This window comes from Actinoallomurus purpureus, from assembly GCF_024055795.1.
GTDB classification, from domain to species: Bacteria; Actinomycetota; Actinomycetes; order Streptosporangiales; family Streptosporangiaceae; genus Actinoallomurus; species Actinoallomurus purpureus.
In genome coordinates, this window is the sequence record NZ_JAMXMY010000022.1 from 156114 (window position 1) to 171629 (window position 15516).

Below are 15516 nucleotides of genomic sequence, written 5' to 3' on the forward strand. Positions count from 1 at the left end.
GCGGTAGGCCTGCTTGACAGAGCTAAGACGACCGGTCATATTGGCCGAGTCGGTCGAACATGTCCGGCGTCGTAGCGACATGAGGAGACGGCATGACCGGATATCGGGCCTTCGAGGTGACGGGGGCACACGACTTCGCACTCGTGGAGCGGGAGCCACCGGAGCCTCCGCCGGGTCATGTGCGTATCCGGGTCGAGGCCTGCGGCATCTGCCACACCGACGTCCTCACCGTCGAAGGGGTCCGCTCCGACCCTGAGCGTCCCGTCGTCCCCGGCCACGAGGTCGTCGGGGTCATCGACGCGGTCGGACCGGGTGTCCGGGCCTGGCACGTCGGCGAACGTGTCGGGGTCGGTTTTCTCGGCGGCCACTGCGGCGAGTGCGATCGCTGCCGGCGCGGTGACTTCGTCAACTGCACCGACCAGCCACAGACGGGCACCACCGTCGACGGCGGATACGCCGAGATGATCCTGGCCAGGAGCAGTGGACTGGTCCGCGTCCCGGACGGCATCAGCTCGGTCGAGGCCGCACCGCTGCTGTGCGCCGGTCTGACGACCTTCAAGGCGTTGCAGCAGGTGGAGGGTCGTCCGGGAGCGCTCGTGGCGATCCAGGGCATCGGTGGTCTCGGCCACCTGGGCCTGCAGTACGCCCGCCACCTGGGCTACCGGGTGGCCGCCATCGCCCGGGGGGCCGCCAAGGCCGAACTCGCCCGGCGGTTCGGCGCCGATCACTACATCGACGCTTCGGCCAGCGACGCGGGCGCGGAGTTGCAGCGGCTCGGCGGCGCGGCGGGGATCATCGCGACGGCCGCCGACGGCGCGTCGATGTCGGGGCTGATCTCCGGACTGGAACCGCAGGGCCGGATGGTGGTCGTGGGGGCCGGCACCTCCCCGATCACGGTCGGCACCGCGGATCTGATCTTCGGCACCCGCACCGTCACCGGGAGCCTGACCGGGTCGCCGATCGAGAACGAGGACAACCTGGCCTTCGGCCTGCGCCACGGGATCCACCCCATGACCGAGGTCATGCCGCTGACGGACGCGCCGCGGGCCTACGCCCGCATGCTGTCCGGCGAGGCCCGGTTCCGCGTGGTCCTGGACATGGCGGCCTGAGCCCGGTGCCAGGGCCGACACGAGTGTCAACCATGATGGTTCGAAAGAGGGAGAAGGCATGAAGATCGAAGGTTCGGTGGCGATCGTGACCGGCGGGAATCGGGGGTTCGGCCGGCACCTCGTCACCCAGCTCATCGAACGCGGAGCCAAGGTGTACGCCGCCGCCCGGCGGCCCGAGACGGTGGACGTGCCCGGCGCCGTGCCGCTGCGGCTGGACATCACGGATCCGGCGTCGATACGGGAGGCGGCCGCCGTGGCGACGGACGCCACCCTGTTGATCAACAACGCCGGCATCTCCACCAAATCGTCGCTGATCGACGGTGACGTCGAGAACGCCAGGCGCGAGATGGACACGCACTACTTCGGCACGCTGGGCGTGATCCGCGCGTTCGCGCCGATCATCGAGGCCAACGGCGGCGGCACCATCTTGAATGTTCTGTCCGTGCTCTCCTGGGTGCACATCCCGGCCTCCGGCGCGTACTCCGCGGCCAAGGCCGCGGAATGGGCGATGACCAACGCCGTACGCCAGGAGCTCGCGCCCAAGGGGATCCACGTCGCGGGCCTGCACGTCGGCTACATGGACACCGACATGACCTCCGGCATCACGGCCGACAAGTCCGATCCCGCGGTGATCGCCGCGTTCGCGCTCGACGAGCTCGCCGGGGGATCCGCGGAGATCATCGCCGATGAGCTGAGCCGGAACGTCAAGCAGAACCTGGCCGCACCCATCACGGGCTGAGCGCTCCCCACCGGAGACGTCGCCGCAGGGGTGCCGAGGGAAGGAGAACGATGGCCGACGCCGGAGCCGGGCCGACGTTCCCGCTGGGGAGCTGGCCGACGCCGCTGGAGGAGGCCCCGCGCCTGGCGGCGGCGATCGGCCTGGCGCCGGGCGACCTGTGGATCAAGCGCGACGACCTCAGTGGCCTCGGCGGAGGCGGCAACAAGGTACGCAAACTGGAGTGGACGATCGGCGACGCGATCGCCCAGGGCGCCGACACCGTCGTCACCACGGGCGCTCCGCAGAGCAACCACGCCCGCCTGACGGCTGCGGCGGCCGCTCGGGCGGGCCTGGACGCGGTGCTGGTCCTCGCGGGCCGGCCCGAGCGGGCCGGCTCCGGGAACCTGGCGCTGGCCGGCCTGTTCGGCGCGCGGGTCGTCTGGGCCGGGGACGTCACCCATGAGGACCTGGCCGAGGCCGCCCGGGAGGTCGCCGGCGACCTGCGGGCCGCGGGCGCCGTGCCCGCGCTGATCCCGTTCGGCGGCTCCAGTGTTCTGAGCGCCCGAGGTTACGTGGAGTGCGGGCGCGAGCTGCTGCGGCAGGCCCCGGACCTGCACGACGTCGTGGTCGCGGTGGGATCGGGCGGGACCATGGCCGGTCTCGTGGCCGCCCTGGGCGCCGAGCGTGTGCTCGGCGTGGACTGTGGCGCGCTCGACGACCCTGCTCCGGTGGTCGCCGCGTTGGCCGCACCGGTCGGCCCGGTCGCCGTCGAGGCCGGCCGCCTCAGGATCCGGCGCGAGCAGGTGGGGGCCGGCTACGGGGAGCTCACCGAGCCGGTCGCCCGTGCGCTGGACATCGCCGGTCATACGGAGGGCATCCCGCTCGATCCGATCTACACGGGCCGCGCGCTGGCCGGTCTGATCGCCGCGGTGGCCGACGGCAGCGTGGCGCCGGGCCGCAAGACGATCTTCTTGCACAGCGGCGGACTGCCCGGCCTCTTCGGTCATCCCGGGGCGGTCGCCCATGCCGAAGCGGGCCTGCACGCGATGCCGCCTCGCTCCTGACCCACGGCCGGAAGCGGAGCATCTCGCGCAGCGACGCCGGACGGCGATCACGGCTCCGCCGACCGGAAGCGGCCAGTCGGAGGACCGGTCCCGCGACGGGGCATGTCCCCGCGGGCCTGGTCGAGACCGCATCACTCTTGGAACATCTCTGCGCCCCGCCCCCTCATGTGATTCAGCTCACCCGGGCAATCGATCATCTGGACAGGGGCCAATGCGGTAGAAACAGCCATGCATCGCCGCGTGGTCGACCCGCCGTTCCGGTGACCCGCCGAGCAGCCGATGCGTCTCCCCCCGCTGATCCGACCGAGAAATCGATAGTGCACATCAACCGAAGAATCACCATCGCCACGTCGGCGTGTACGGTGCTCGCCGCGGGCTGCGCGTTCGCCCTGAGCAGTGGCCACCACTCCCCGGCGGCAGCGGTCGCCCAGAGCGTTTCGAGCGACGACTCCCGGGCCACGAAGTCCTACTGGACGGCGGCGCGGATGAAGGCGGCCACCCCGCTGGACCGGCGAGAGGCGCCGAGGCCGACGACGTACCAGGCCAGGACCGGGATCCCCCGCGGCACGCAGTTCACCGGCATTCCCACGGTGGGCAGGCTGTTCTCGCACAGTAAGACGGGCGACCACTACTGCACCGCGAGCGTCGTCTACAGCACGAAGCACAACCTCGCCCTCACGGCCGCTCATTGCATCTACAGCTACAACGCGAGCACGAAGACCGGCTACTACCGCGACAAGATCGCCTTCGTCCCGCAGTACGACGCCGGAAACGCGCCGTACGGCGTCTGGTCGGCCAAGTCCCTTCTCGTCCACAACGGATGGAAGGCGCGCGCCGATCCCGACCTCGACTTCGGATTCATCATTCTCGCCAAGGACCCGGCGACCGGAAAGAACGTCGCGGACGTCACCGGGTCCAACCGCCTGACGCCGAACACCGCGCTCCCCGAAGCCGTGCACGTCGTCGGCTATCCGGCCAGCGGCACCTCGTCCAACGACCGGGCGATCCAGTGCGACACGACGGCCATCCACCGTTTCAAGTACCAGCTCGCCTTCGACTGCGACGGCTTCACGGGCGGCACCAGCGGCAGCCCGTGGCTCTGGAAGTACGACCCGGTGAAACGGCAGGGCAAGGTCGTCGGCGTCCTCGGCGGATACCACCAGGGCGGTGACACGTCGCGGCGGTCGTATTCGTCGCTGCTCGACGGCGATATCGCCGGACTCCGCGACCAGGCCGAAAAGGCCGGCTGACACGGCGGTCGGTCAGCCGACACGGCGGCCGGTCAGTGGCCGCGGGCGATCCACTCCTCCAGACGCGGGGCCTCCGCGCCGATCGTGGTGTCGTCGCCGTGGCCGGTGTGGACGACCGTCTCCGGCGACAGCGCCAGCAGGCGGTCGCGGATCGAGTCGATGATGGTCGGGAAGTCGGAGAACGACCGGCCGGTGGCTCCGGGTCCGCCCTGGAAGAGGGTGTCGCCGGAGAACAGCGCGCCGAGTGCCGGCGCGTGCAGGCAGACCGCGCCGGGGCTGTGACCGGGCGTGTGGAGCACCGTCAACTCGACGTCCGCGACGCGCAGGGTCTCCCCGTCGGCGAGCGGCGCGTCGGGGGCGCGGTCCGGATGGGTGAGGTCCCACAGCGGCCGGTCGGCCGGGTGTAGCAGGATCGGCGCTCCGGTGCGGTCGGCCAGGGCCGGGGCCGCGTCGATGTGGTCGTCATGGGCGTGGGTGCAGATGATCGCGGCCAGGCGGCGGTCCCCCACCGCCTCGGCGATGGCGGCGGCGTCGTGCGCCGCGTCGATCACCACGGCCTCGGTGTCGTCGCCGAGGATCCAGACGTTGTTGTCGACCTCCCAGGTGCCGCCGTCGAGGGAGAAGGTGCCGGAGGTGACGATGTGGTCGAGGCGCGCGGTCGTCACAGGATCACCACCGAACGCAGGACCTCGCCCCGCCCCATGCGCTCGAACGCGCCCTCGACGTCGTCGAGCGGGATCGTCTCGGAGACGAAGGCGTCCAGGTCCAGCCGGCCCTGGAGGTACAGGTCGATGAGCACCGGAAAGTCCCGTGAGGGCAGGCAGTCGCCGTACCAGGAGGATTTCAGCGCGCCGCCGCGCCCGAAGACGTCCAGCAGCGGCAGCTCCAGGCGCATCTCGGGCGTGGGAACGCCGACGAGGACGACGGTGCCGGCGAGGTCGCGCGCGTAGAAGGCCTGTTCGTACGTCTCGGGGCGGCCGACGGCGTCGATGACGACGTCGGCGCCGAAGCCGCCGGTGAGGTCGCGGATGGCCGTCACGGCGTCCTCACGGGAGGAGTCGACGGTGTGCGTGGCGCCCAGTCTCTTCGCCTGCTCGAGCTTACGGTCGTCGAGGTCCACCGCGATGATCTTCGCGGCGCCGGCCAGCCGGGCGCCGGCGATGGCCGCGTTGCCCACGCCGCCGCAGCCGATGACCGCCACCGAGTCGCCCCGCCCGACCCCGCCGGTGTTGATCGCGGCGCCGATCCCCGCCATCACCCCGCAGCCGAGCAGCCCCGCCGCGGCCGGTGACGCCGCCGGGTCGACCTTCGTGCACTGGCCCGCGGCGACCAGGGTCTTGTCGGCGAACGCGCCGATGCCCAGGGCGGGCGAGAGTTCGGTGCCGTCGGTCAGGGTCATCTTCTGGGTGGCGTTGTGCGTGTCGAAGCAGTACCACGGACGGCCGCGCCGGCACGCGCGGCACCGGCCGCAGACCGCCCGCCAGTTGAGGATCACGAAGTCGCCGGGGGCGACGTCGGTGACGCCGTCACCGACGGACTCCACGACGCCTGCGGCCTCGTGGCCGAGCAGGAAGGGGAAGTCGTCGTTGATCCCGCCCTCCCGGTAGTGCAGGTCCGTATGGCAGACCCCGCAGGCCTGGACCTTCACGACGGCCTCACCGGGGCCGGGGTCCGGCACCAGGATCGTCGTCGTCTCCACCGGCGCGCCTTTGGCTCGGGCGATGACTCCGCGTACTTCCTGCGCCATGCGAGACGTCCTTCCGCTGTCGGGGACCGTGGTACGGCCGGTCGGCCCGGCCGTGCGCCGATCGTACGCGCGGGCCGGCCGGGCGGTCACCCGCCGAAGAGCGCGGCGGCCGTCTCGGTCCGTAGTTCCTCGGCGGTGTCTGCCTGACGCCTCTCGTTGAACGCGTTCCGCCCTTTCCCGGCACCCGGGAAAGGGCGGCAGGCCCGCGGTCAACGAGAGGGATGGACCTACCCGCGATCGCCTGAGCGGGCGTGGGTCACTTGTGCTGGCGCTTCTCCCGGATCTTCATGGTGATCTCGATCGGGGTGCCCTCGAATCCGAAGTCCTCGCGCAGCCGCCGCTCGACGAACCGGCGGTATCCGGCCTCGAGGAACCCGCTCGTGAACAGCACGAACTTCGGCGGCTGCACGCTCGCCTGGGTGGCGAACATGATCTTGGGCTGCTTGCCGCCGCGTACGGGGTGCGGCCGGGCGGCGACCAGGTCGGTCATGAAGGAGTTCAGCCGGCCCGTCGGCACCCGCTCACCCCAGCCCGCCAGGGCCGTCTCGATCGCCGGAACGAGCTTCTCCACATGCCGGCCCGTGCGAGCGGAGATGTTGACGCGCGGCGCCCAGCGGGCGTGGTGCAGCTGCCGGTCGATCTCCCGGTCGAGGTAGTGCCGGCGCTCTTCGTCCACGAGGTCCCACTTGTTGAATGCGAGGACGAGCGAACGGCCGGACTCGATCACCATGGAGATGATCCGCAGATCCTGCTCGGTGAGGGGTTCGCTCGCGTCCACGAGCACGACCGCGACCTCGGAGCGCTCCAGGGCCGACCGGGTGCGCAGCGTGGCGTAGAAGTCGGCGCCCTGGTTCTCGCGGGCCCGCCGGCGGATGCCGGCGGTGTCGATGAACCGCCAGGTCTGCCCGCCCAGCTCGACGAGCTCGTCGACCGGGTCACGGGTGGTGCCGGCGACCGAGTCGACGACGACGCGGTTCTCCCCGGCCAGCTTGTTGAGCAGGCTCGACTTGCCGACGTTGGGCCGGCCGAGGAGCGCGATCCGGCGCGGGCCGCCCGCGGCGCCGAACGTCTCCGGCGGCGCCTCTTCGGGCAGGGCCGCCAGGACGGCGTCCAGCAGGTCACCGCTGCTCCGCCCGTGCAGCGCCGAGACGGTCAGCGGCTCACCCAGCCCCAGCGACCACAGCGCGGTCGCGTCCGCCTCGGCCCTGGCGTCGTCGACCTTGTTGGCGGCCAGCACGACCGGTTTCTTGGCGCGCCGCAGGACGTCGGCGACGGCCTCGTCGGTGTCGGTGGAGCCGACGGTGGCGTCGACGACGAAGAGGACCACGTCGGCGGCGTCGACGGCGAGCCGCGCCTGGTCGGCGACGGCGGCCGCTAGGCCCTCGGCGTTCGGCTCCCAGCCGCCGGTGTCGACGACCGTGAAGCGCCGCCCACTCCAGGTGGCGTCGTACGCGACCCGGTCACGGGTCACGCCGGGGACGTCCTCGACGACCGCTTCCCGGCGGCCCAGGATCCGGTTGACCAGGGTGGACTTGCCGACGTTCGGCCGCCCGACGACGGCCACGACCGGCGGCGGCGCGACGTCGTGCTCGATGGCGACGTCGATCGCCTCCGCGTGCTGAAATTCACTCACTCGTCTCGCTCCTCGTGGGCGACTCGCCGTCCCGGGAGCCCGCCTGTCGTGCCGGATCGCCGTCGGCGTCGGCGGTGTGCTTGTGCGCGATGCGCAGGACCTCCTCGATGACCTCGTCGAGGCCGAGGCTGGTCGTGTCGAGCTCGATCGCGTCGGTCGCCCGCGCGAGCGGGTCGACCTTGCGCGTGGAGTCGAGGCGGTCACGGCGGGCCATGTCGGCCTGCGTGGCGGTGACCGTCGCTCCGGTGAGCTCTGAGTTGCGGCGCCGGGCCCGTGCCTCGGCGCTCGCGGTGAGGTAGATCTTGACCTGGGCGCCGGGGGCGACGGCGGTGCCGATGTCGCGGCCCTCGACGACGATGCCGCCGGCGCCGATGATCTCCCGCTGCAGGGCGACCAGGCGCTCGCGGACGGCCGGGACCGCCGCGACGGCGCTGACCGCCCCGGTGACCTCGGGGCCACGGATCGGACCGGACACGTCGACGCCGTCAACGGTGATCGCCGGTGCGGCCGGGTCGGTTCCGGAGACCAGCTCGGGCTCACCCGCACGGGCGGCGACCGCAGCAGGGTCATCGACCGGGACGCCCTCGTGCAGCATCCACCAGGTCATGGCGCGGTACATCGCGCCCGTGTCGAGGTAGCGCAGCCCGAGGGCGCGCGCGACGCCTTTGGAGACGCTGGACTTACCCGACCCGGAGGGACCGTCCATGGCGATGACGAGCGTCACGTTCGCTTCCTTATCTGCATACCGACCGGCCAACGATTGAGGCTACCGGTCCCGCGGTCCCACCGAAGCCGCAGCGTCCCGGTCATACGGTCACGATCGACCCGCGTGCTCGGAGGGGACCTCGACCCCCCGATGGGGATCCCATACGACTTGTATGTAACATAGATACAAGATGACCTCCGCAACCTCCCGGGCCTACGACCACGTCAAGCAGGCCATCCTCGACCGCGCCTACCCCGGCGGCGCGCTGCTCAGCGAGGGTGAGATCGCGACGACGGTGGGGGTGTCCCGTACCCCCGTCCGTGAGGCACTGCTCCGCCTGGAGGCCGAGGGGCTGGTCCGGCTGTATCCCAAGCGCGGCGCGCTGGTGCTGCCCGTCTCGCCGCAGGAGATCGCGGACGTGTTCGAGGCGCGGGAGCTCGTCGAGACGTTCGCCGCCGGCAAGGCGACGCCGGGCCCCGAGCTGGTCGCCGAGCTCACGGGATTCCTCGAGGCGATGCGGGAGCACTCCGCGGCCGGGAACGCCCGGGAGTTCGCCCGCGCCGACCGCTGTTTCCACCGGGCGATCGTCGCGGCGGCGGGCAACGAGATCATCACCCAGCTGTACGACGCGCTGCGCGACCGCCAGCTGCGCATGGCCCGGCTCACCGCGGACGACCCGGATCGCACGGCGACCGCGATCCACGATCACAGCGAGATCCTCGAGGCCGTGCGGTCGGGCGACCGCCGGCGGATCCGCGGTGCGATCCACCGTCACCGACCTTCTTCCACCGGACCAGCGTCTCTGACTGGCTAAGCGATCCCTGAGAAACCTTCAGGGATCTTCCCGGCTTGGGTGCCGAGTATGCGCCAATCGCCTTCGTGCCCTGGTGTCGGCAGGCAGAGCCACCAACCCGCATGGCACGTCCCTCCGGACGCTATCGGTCCAGCCTGCACGGCTATCGGACCGAGGAGGGTGCCCCGCGTCGCCTGGGCACGGGGCGTGCTGATGACAGAACATTATCACAGGATCACCAAGAGCGACCAAAAAACGGAAGCGAGCCTGGGCGTCGCCTCGCTCCGCCACCCAGGCTCGCTTCGGCGTCGACGCGACCGCCCTGTCGACGTTCGCGATCCTGCAGCTCGGCGTCTACCTGCTCATGCAGATCCCGAGCGGGGTCATGGCCGACCGGTTCGGTCCCCGGCGGATGCTCGTGGCCGCCCTTCTCACGATGGCGCTCGGCGAGGCGCTGTTCGGGTTCGCGACCACCATGCCGCTGGCCGTCCTCGGCCGGGCGCTGGTCGGCCTGGGCGACGCCCTGACGTTCCTCAACGTCGTCCGGCTCATCGCCTCGTGGTTTCCCCGCCGGCGGTTCGCGCTGCTCACCGCGTTGACGGCGATGACCGGGGCGCTGGGGCAGATCGTCGGCACGGTGCCCCTGTCGGCCGCCCTGCGCGGGCTCGGCTGGACGCCGACCTTCCTCGGCGTGGGGCTGCTGAGCGGCCTGCTGTCGATCGTCGTGTGGTGGTGGGTCCGTGATCAACCGGACGCCTCTCGGGAACGTTCCACCTCTCCGGTGTCCGTTCTGGCCGACGTACGGACCGTGTTCGCCGCGCGGGGCACCCGCGCGGGGCTGTGGACGCACTTCGCCACGATGTCGTCGTTCATGGTGCTCGCCACGCTGTGGGGGTACCCGTACCTCGCCAAGGGGCTCGGGATGGCGCCCGCGTCGGCCCGGCTGGTGCTGACGCTCGGCGCGGCGACCCCCATGGTGGCCGCGCCCCTGCTGGGCCTGCTCGCCGGCCGCCGCCCCGACCTCCGCGGCCGACTGATCATCGGGGTCACGGGCACCCTCGCCGTCGCCTGGCTTCTCGCGATCACCTGGCCCGGCGGCCACCTGCCCGCGCCGCTGGCGGTGGCGCTGGTGCTGTTCAGCGTCGTCGGCAGCGCCGTGTCCATGCTCGCCTTCGACTTCGCGCGCGACGCCTGCCCGCCGGAACGCGGCGGCATGGCCTCGGGGATCGTCAACGTCGGCGGGTTCTCAGCCGCCATGACCGGCTCGCTCGGCGCCGGCGTACTGATCGACGCCACCGGCGGTCACTACGACGCCGGCTCCTTCCAGATCGCCTTCATCCCCATCACGGTCATGATCGCCATCGGGGCCGTGCGCGTCACGATGCTGCTGCGCCGCGGGCAGGCGGGCCCGCGCGGACCGGTCAGCCGGGGACGGACCATCCACGAGCACGCAGCTCCTCGGCCAGCCGCTGCGCCGCCGGGGGCTTGACGCTCAGCTCCACCACGCCGACCGGCCGGCCCGGGGAGTGCTCGATCGTGAAGTCTTCGATGTTGATCCCGGCGACGCCCGCCGCCTGGAACAGCAGCGCCAGCTCGCCGGGCCGGTCGGGAATGACGACGGACACGACGGTGTAGGCCCCCGGCCGCCCTCCGTGCTTGCCGGGCAGCCGGCGGCGGCCCGTCCCGCCGCGCTCGAGCAGATCGGAGACGCCCGGTCCGGCGCCGTCACGCAGGGCGGCGGCGACGGCCGTCAGGTCGGCGGCCACCTCGTCGATCACCTCCGCCACCGGCAGGGCGTTCGAACCGAGGATCCCGATCCACAGCTCCGGGTCGCCGGCCGCGATGCGGGTGACGTCGCGTACGCCCTGGCCGGCGAGGCCGAGCGCGACCTTCGGGGCGTCCTCCAGACGGGCGGCGACCGCGGCGGCGACGACGTGCGGCGCGTGCGAGACCAGCGCGACGGCCTGGTCGTGCTCGGCGGCGTCGACGACGACGGTCTGCGCGCCGCACTCCCGGGCCAGGGCGGTCACGGTCTCGACGGCCGCGGGGTCGGTGTCGGCCGTCGGGCACAGCGCCCAGGGCCGGCCGAGGAACAGGTCGCCCCGGGCGGCGGCGGGGCCGGACCGCTCGCTGCCGGCGAGCGGATGCCCGGCGACGAAACAGCTCAGGTCACAGCCCAGCTCGGCGGCCTCCCGGAGCGGCCGGGCCTTGACGCTCGCCACGTCGGTGTAGACCCGGGCCAGACCGCGTTTCTGCGCGTCCAGCAGGGTGGCCGCGACCGCCGCGGGCGGAACCGCGAGGACCGCCACGTCGGCCGGCTCGCCACCGTCGCGAAGCGGCGTCCCGGCCCCGAGCTCGGCCGCGAGGCGCATGGAGGCCGGGTCACGGTCGGCGAGCGACACCTCGGCGCCGTGCTCGCGCAGCGCGAGGGCCACGGACGTGCCGATCAGTCCGGTACCGATGACGACGATCCGCCGGAATCCGCCGATGAGTCTCACCTCCACAGGGGGCTACCAGCGTATCGACTCCCGTTCCGGCGCCCGTACGTCAGACGCCCCAGATCCGCCGGTACGCCTCCCAGTAGCCTCGCGGGTTCCAGGAGACCTCGCCGTCGATGTTGCCGGCGGTGGTCAGGTGCACCGGAGCGACGTAGCCGCTGGGAGGCCGCCCGGCGAACGCCCGGTTGAACTCGTCGATGATCTGGGTGCCCTGCTGGTGGAGCGGCTCGGGCACGGTCGCCGCCTGGTAATGCCGGTTCCGGATCCGCGCGAACGCCGAGGGATCACCGTCTCCCGCGCCGATCGCGAACGGCGGGCCGTCGCCTCTCCTGCCCTCCGCCCGCAGGGCCGGCGCCGCGTCGGCGAAGTAGAGGTCGTTGATGGCGACGGAGTGCGTCCACCGGTCGCCGAACCGGGCCAGGAGAGAGGCGACCTCCTGGGGCGTACGGATGGTCGCGTCGGGGACCGGGATGTTCTCGTAGGCGAGCACGGCGACACTGGAGCAGGATTCCAGCTGCTTCTTGATCAGTTGCGACTTGTGTTCCGCGAACGGGACCGAGGAGTCGGTGAAGACGACGACGCCGGCCTTCCCGTTCGACCTGGCGATGATCCAGCGGGCGCTGATCCCGGCGACCTCCTCGACCCTGGTCGTGATGTTGGTGAACAGCCGGGGAGCGGTGCTCGGTCCCGGCGAGGGGACGGCGTGCCAGCCGATGAGCTGAATGCCCGCCGCGTTCGCCCGGCCGACCTCCCCTGCCACGGACCCGGGATCGAACCCGACGATCACGATTCCGGACGGGCGCAGGGCGATCGCGTCGCCGAACGCCTCCTTGATCCCGGCGGGAGTGCCCTGGCCGTCGATGATCCGGACGTTCCAGCCGATGGAGCCTCCGGCCTCCTGAACGGCTCGGGCGACTCCCGCCTCCCCCGGGTTGGTCATGGTCTCCACGATCACCGCGATCCTCTTGCCCCGGGTCGCTCTCGGACCGGTCGTGGGACCGTCCCACACGGCCCCCGCCGCCTCGGCGCGGGCCACGACCTTCTTCGCCTCCCGCAGCACCGAGGCGCAGGCGGGGGGATCGCCGGGCCGGGACGTCGGCCCGGCCGGTTGCCGCAGGCATCCCCCGGCGAGCAGGATGGTCGCCAGCGGCACCGCCGCCGCCCGCAGGATCCGGTCATGGGTGTCGTTCATGCGCGTTCTCCTCTCCGGAGGGCGGCGACGGCTCGTCCGGCGACGCGGCCACGGCCGATTCGCGCCGCCCCGCGACCGGGTGCGGCGGCGCCGCCCGCCGCCGTACGTTCGCGCGCACCCGGCGGCGCGCGGAGTAGCCGGCCAGGCCGACGGCGATGAGCAGGGTCACGCCGTTGAACAGCGGGGTCACCCAGAAGTCCGCGCCGAGTTGCCCGATGCCCGCCAGACCGATCGCCAGGACCGCCACGGCGACCACGGTCCCGAGGGCGTTGGGCCGTCCCGGTCTGATCGCCGTCGAGCCCAGGAGGGCGGCGACGAAGGCGGGGACCAGGTAGTCGAGTCCGACGCTCGGATTGCCGACCTCCTGCTGCGCGGCGAGCAGGACGCCGGCACCCGCGGTGATCACTCCGGACCCGGCGAAGGCGTAGACGATGTACCGGCGGGTCGGGATGCCGACCAGCTCCGCCGCTCGCGGGTTCCCGCCGATGACGTACAGGTAGCGGCCGATGGGAAGACGCTCGAGGAAGAGCCAGAGCACCGCGGCGAGCGCCAGGACGTAGAACGCCGGCACGGGGACGCCGAGGAACTCGGTGTCGTACAGGCCGGTGAACGCCGGGGGAAGGCCGTCCGGGCCGGCGAGGATCCGTCCTCCGTGGGTCGTCCAGCCGGTGACGGCGTACATGACGCTGCCGGTGCCGAGGGTGGCGATGAAGGAGTCGATCCGCGCGAACTCGACGAGGAACCCGTTGATCGCCCCGATGAGCGCTCCCCCGGCGAGCACGGCCAGGCAGGCCGCCGCCCACGGCCAGCCATCGGCGATCATGAGCTGCAGGGTGAGCACGTGCCACAGCCCGAGGCCGTAGCCGATGGACAGGTCGAACCTGCCGGCGACGATGGGGATCGTCGCGCCCAGCGCGAGGATCGCGGGGATCGCGTGGCTGGACAGCATCGAGGTGAGGTTGGCCATCGTCGGAAAGGTCGTGGGCAGGGCGACCGTGAACACGGCGAACAGCGCGACGCCCAGGGCGAGCAGCCCGTAGCTGCCGACCCGGTGCGCGGCGGACCGGTCGCGGAAGCGGCTGCGCGCGGCCATCAGTGCCCCGTCGTGCCCTGGCCGGGCCCGGCCGACATGGCGTGGACGACGGCGGCGGCCGTCAGCTCCGCGCCGGACAGCTCAGCGGTCACGACGCCCCGGGCGAACACCAGGACCCGATGGCACAGGCGCACGACCTCGTCGACGTCGGTGGAGACCAGGAGGACGGCCAGGCCCTCGGCGACGGAGTCGTCGAGCAGGCGGTGGATCTCCGCGCGGGCGCCGACGTCGACGCCCGCGGTCGGCTCCTCCAGGACCAGTACGCGCCGGCGGATGCCGAGCCAGCGCCCGATCAGCACCTTCTGCTGATTGCCGCCCGACAACGCGGCGAACGGCGCCTCGGTGTCCGGAGGGCGTACGTCGAGCATGGCCAGGAGACGGCTCGCGGCGGCGCGCTCCCGGCCGGTACCGATCAACGCGACCGGCGGCAGGGCCCGGAGGCGCGGATTCGGCAGGAGATTCTCCCGGACGCTCAGGTGGGGCGCCGAGCCCTCCGCGGCCCGGTCGCTCGCCACGAGGCCCACGCCCGCGCGGACGGCCGCGAACACCGAGCCGCCGGCGACGGCCCGGCCGTCGAGGAGAACCCGCCCCCCGGCGAGGGGGCACGCCCCGGCCGCCGCGCGGCCGATGTCGGTGTGGCCGGCGCCCGTCAGGCCCACCAGGCCGAGGACCTCCCCGGCACGGAGCTCCAGGCTCACCGGACCGGCTCGCCCGGTTCGTACGCCCGTGAGCGTCAGCACGACCTCGCCGGCGCGGAGCGCCGAGCGGCGGCGGATTCCGGGGTGGTGGCCCACGACGTCACGTACGAGGTCCTCGGCGCCGCCGGCGACCGGCCCGTGCCGCACGAGGCGGCCGTCGCGGAGGACCGCGACGGTGTCGGCCACCTCGGCGACCTCGTGGAGCCGATGGGTGACGTACATGATCCCGCGCCCCTGGTCGCGGAGCGCGCGCAGCACGCCGAAGAGGCGGGCGCAGTCCGCCGCGGGCAGGCTCGCCGTCGGCTCGTCGAGGATGACGGCCTGGGCGTCGGTCGCCAGGGCACGGGCGACGGCGACGAGGGACCGCTCGGTGCGAGTGAGGTCGGCGATCGGCTGATCGGGGTCGATGCCGGTGGCCACGCTCCGCAGGGCGGAGATGCAGCGGTCCCGGGTCCGGTGCCAGGAGATCAGCCCGCAGCGTCGTGCGTAACCGGCACCGAGGGCGATGTTCTCGGCCACGGTCATCCACTCGAGGAGGCCGAGATCCTGGTGAATGAAGGACATCGCGCGGGAGGCGGCCTCGGTTCCGAAGGGATGACCCGCCACCGTGATCCTCCCCTCGTCGGCGGAGTGGACGCCGGCCAGGATCTTGATCAGCGTGGACTTGCCCGCGCCGTTCTCCCCGAGCAGCGCGAGGACGCTGCCGCGCCGGAGGTCGAGGTCGACTCCGGCCAGCGCGGCAGTGCCTCCGAACCTCTTGGACAACCCACGGATCCGGAGGAGGGGGTCCGAGGCCGCCTGTGACACCGGCCCCGGGAAACGGTCAACAGGAGTGCCGTACACCGACCTCTCCGCGGAACCCTCGTCCCGGCGGGCAACCCGCTCGCGCTCGCCAAACTCTCTTCATCGTACAAAGGTGCTGGTCAAGGACTCGCCATCCGTGACGACCGCGCGAGCCAGGAACCATAGAGTGGCGAGAGGAAGGAGGGCGGCGGTCTCCTCCCCGGTCCCCTGA

Annotated in this window: 14 protein-coding genes; 6 read left to right on the forward strand and 8 right to left on the reverse strand. The window is 72.3% G+C overall.

Features of this window, described 5'->3' with window-relative positions; genetic code table 11:
- The first annotated feature begins 92 nt into the window (after positions 1–92).
- The 4 genes from NE236_RS33460 (at position 93) to NE236_RS33475 (ending at position 4141) form a co-directional block, all read left to right on the forward strand.
- Positions 93–1109, forward strand: a complete 1017-nt coding sequence (locus tag NE236_RS33460; protein WP_252846229.1) for an alcohol dehydrogenase catalytic domain-containing protein — start codon at positions 93–95, stop codon at positions 1107–1109.
- Positions 1110–1167: 58 nt separating this feature from the next.
- Positions 1168–1848, forward strand: coding sequence for an SDR family oxidoreductase (locus NE236_RS33465; RefSeq protein ID WP_252846230.1), 681 nt, complete (start codon positions 1168–1170; stop codon positions 1846–1848).
- Between the two features lie 50 nt (positions 1849–1898).
- Positions 1899–2891 (forward strand): pyridoxal-phosphate dependent enzyme, encoded by a 993-nt coding sequence (locus tag NE236_RS33470; RefSeq protein WP_252846231.1) that lies wholly within the window; start codon positions 1899–1901, stop codon positions 2889–2891.
- Between the two features lie 317 nt (positions 2892–3208).
- A complete protein-coding gene (locus NE236_RS33475) occupies positions 3209–4141 on the forward strand; it encodes a trypsin-like serine peptidase (RefSeq protein WP_252846232.1) in 933 nt (310 codons plus the stop codon).
- 32 nt (positions 4142–4173) lie between these two features.
- On the opposite strand, the gene NE236_RS33480 is transcribed toward NE236_RS33475, so the two are convergent.
- The 4 genes from NE236_RS33480 to cmk all read right to left on the reverse strand — a co-directional run bounded on the left by NE236_RS33480 (position 4174) and on the right by cmk (position 8227).
- Positions 4174–4806 (reverse strand): MBL fold metallo-hydrolase, encoded by a 633-nt coding sequence (locus tag NE236_RS33480; RefSeq protein WP_252846233.1) that lies wholly within the window; start codon positions 4804–4806, stop codon positions 4174–4176.
- Positions 4803–5888, reverse strand: a complete 1086-nt coding sequence (locus NE236_RS33485; protein ID WP_252846234.1) for an S-(hydroxymethyl)mycothiol dehydrogenase — start codon at positions 5886–5888, stop codon at positions 4803–4805. The genes NE236_RS33480 and NE236_RS33485 overlap by 4 nt, the downstream gene beginning before the upstream one ends.
- A 256-nt stretch (positions 5889–6144) precedes the next feature.
- Entirely contained in the window at positions 6145–7521 is a 1377-nt protein-coding gene (gene der, locus NE236_RS33490; RefSeq protein ID WP_372494470.1) for a ribosome biogenesis GTPase Der, read from the reverse strand.
- Positions 7514–8227: a (d)CMP kinase gene (gene cmk, locus NE236_RS33495; RefSeq protein WP_252846256.1), complete on the reverse strand. Its 714-nt coding sequence runs from the start codon at positions 8225–8227 to the stop codon at positions 7514–7516. The genes der and cmk overlap by 8 nt, the downstream gene beginning before the upstream one ends.
- 190 nt (positions 8228–8417) lie before the next feature.
- On the opposite strand from cmk, the gene NE236_RS33500 reads away from it, so the two are divergent.
- Both NE236_RS33500 and NE236_RS33505 read left to right on the forward strand, forming a co-directional pair.
- Entirely contained in the window at positions 8418–9041 is a 624-nt protein-coding gene (locus NE236_RS33500; RefSeq protein ID WP_252846235.1) for a GntR family transcriptional regulator, read from the forward strand.
- Between the two features lie 205 nt (positions 9042–9246).
- Complete coding sequence (locus NE236_RS33505; protein WP_308209185.1) at positions 9247–10509, forward strand: MFS transporter; 1263 nt, start codon at positions 9247–9249, stop codon at positions 10507–10509.
- Here NE236_RS33505 and NE236_RS33510 read toward each other — a convergent pair.
- The 4 genes from NE236_RS33510 to NE236_RS33525 are packed head-to-tail and all read right to left on the reverse strand — an operon-like array spanning position 10442 to position 15266.
- Positions 10442–11509 carry a prephenate dehydrogenase gene (locus tag NE236_RS33510; RefSeq protein ID WP_252846258.1) on the reverse strand — a complete coding sequence of 356 codons (1068 nt, stop codon included), beginning with the start codon at positions 11507–11509 and terminating at the stop codon, positions 10442–10444. The genes NE236_RS33505 and NE236_RS33510 overlap by 68 nt on opposite strands.
- Before the next feature lie 58 nt (positions 11510–11567).
- The gene (locus tag NE236_RS33515) at positions 11568–12710 is read right to left on the reverse strand and encodes a substrate-binding domain-containing protein (protein ID WP_252846236.1); all 1143 of its coding nucleotides are present in this window, start codon (positions 12708–12710) and stop codon (positions 11568–11570) included.
- Complete coding sequence (locus NE236_RS33520) at positions 12694–13803, reverse strand: ABC transporter permease (protein ID WP_252846237.1); 1110 nt, start codon at positions 13801–13803, stop codon at positions 12694–12696. Before NE236_RS33520 ends, NE236_RS33515 begins: the two co-directional genes overlap by 17 nt.
- Positions 13803–15266, reverse strand: coding sequence for a sugar ABC transporter ATP-binding protein (locus NE236_RS33525; protein ID WP_252846238.1), 1464 nt, complete (start codon positions 15264–15266; stop codon positions 13803–13805). The genes NE236_RS33520 and NE236_RS33525 overlap by 1 nt, the downstream gene beginning before the upstream one ends.
- Between the last annotated feature and the right edge of the window lie 250 nt (positions 15267–15516).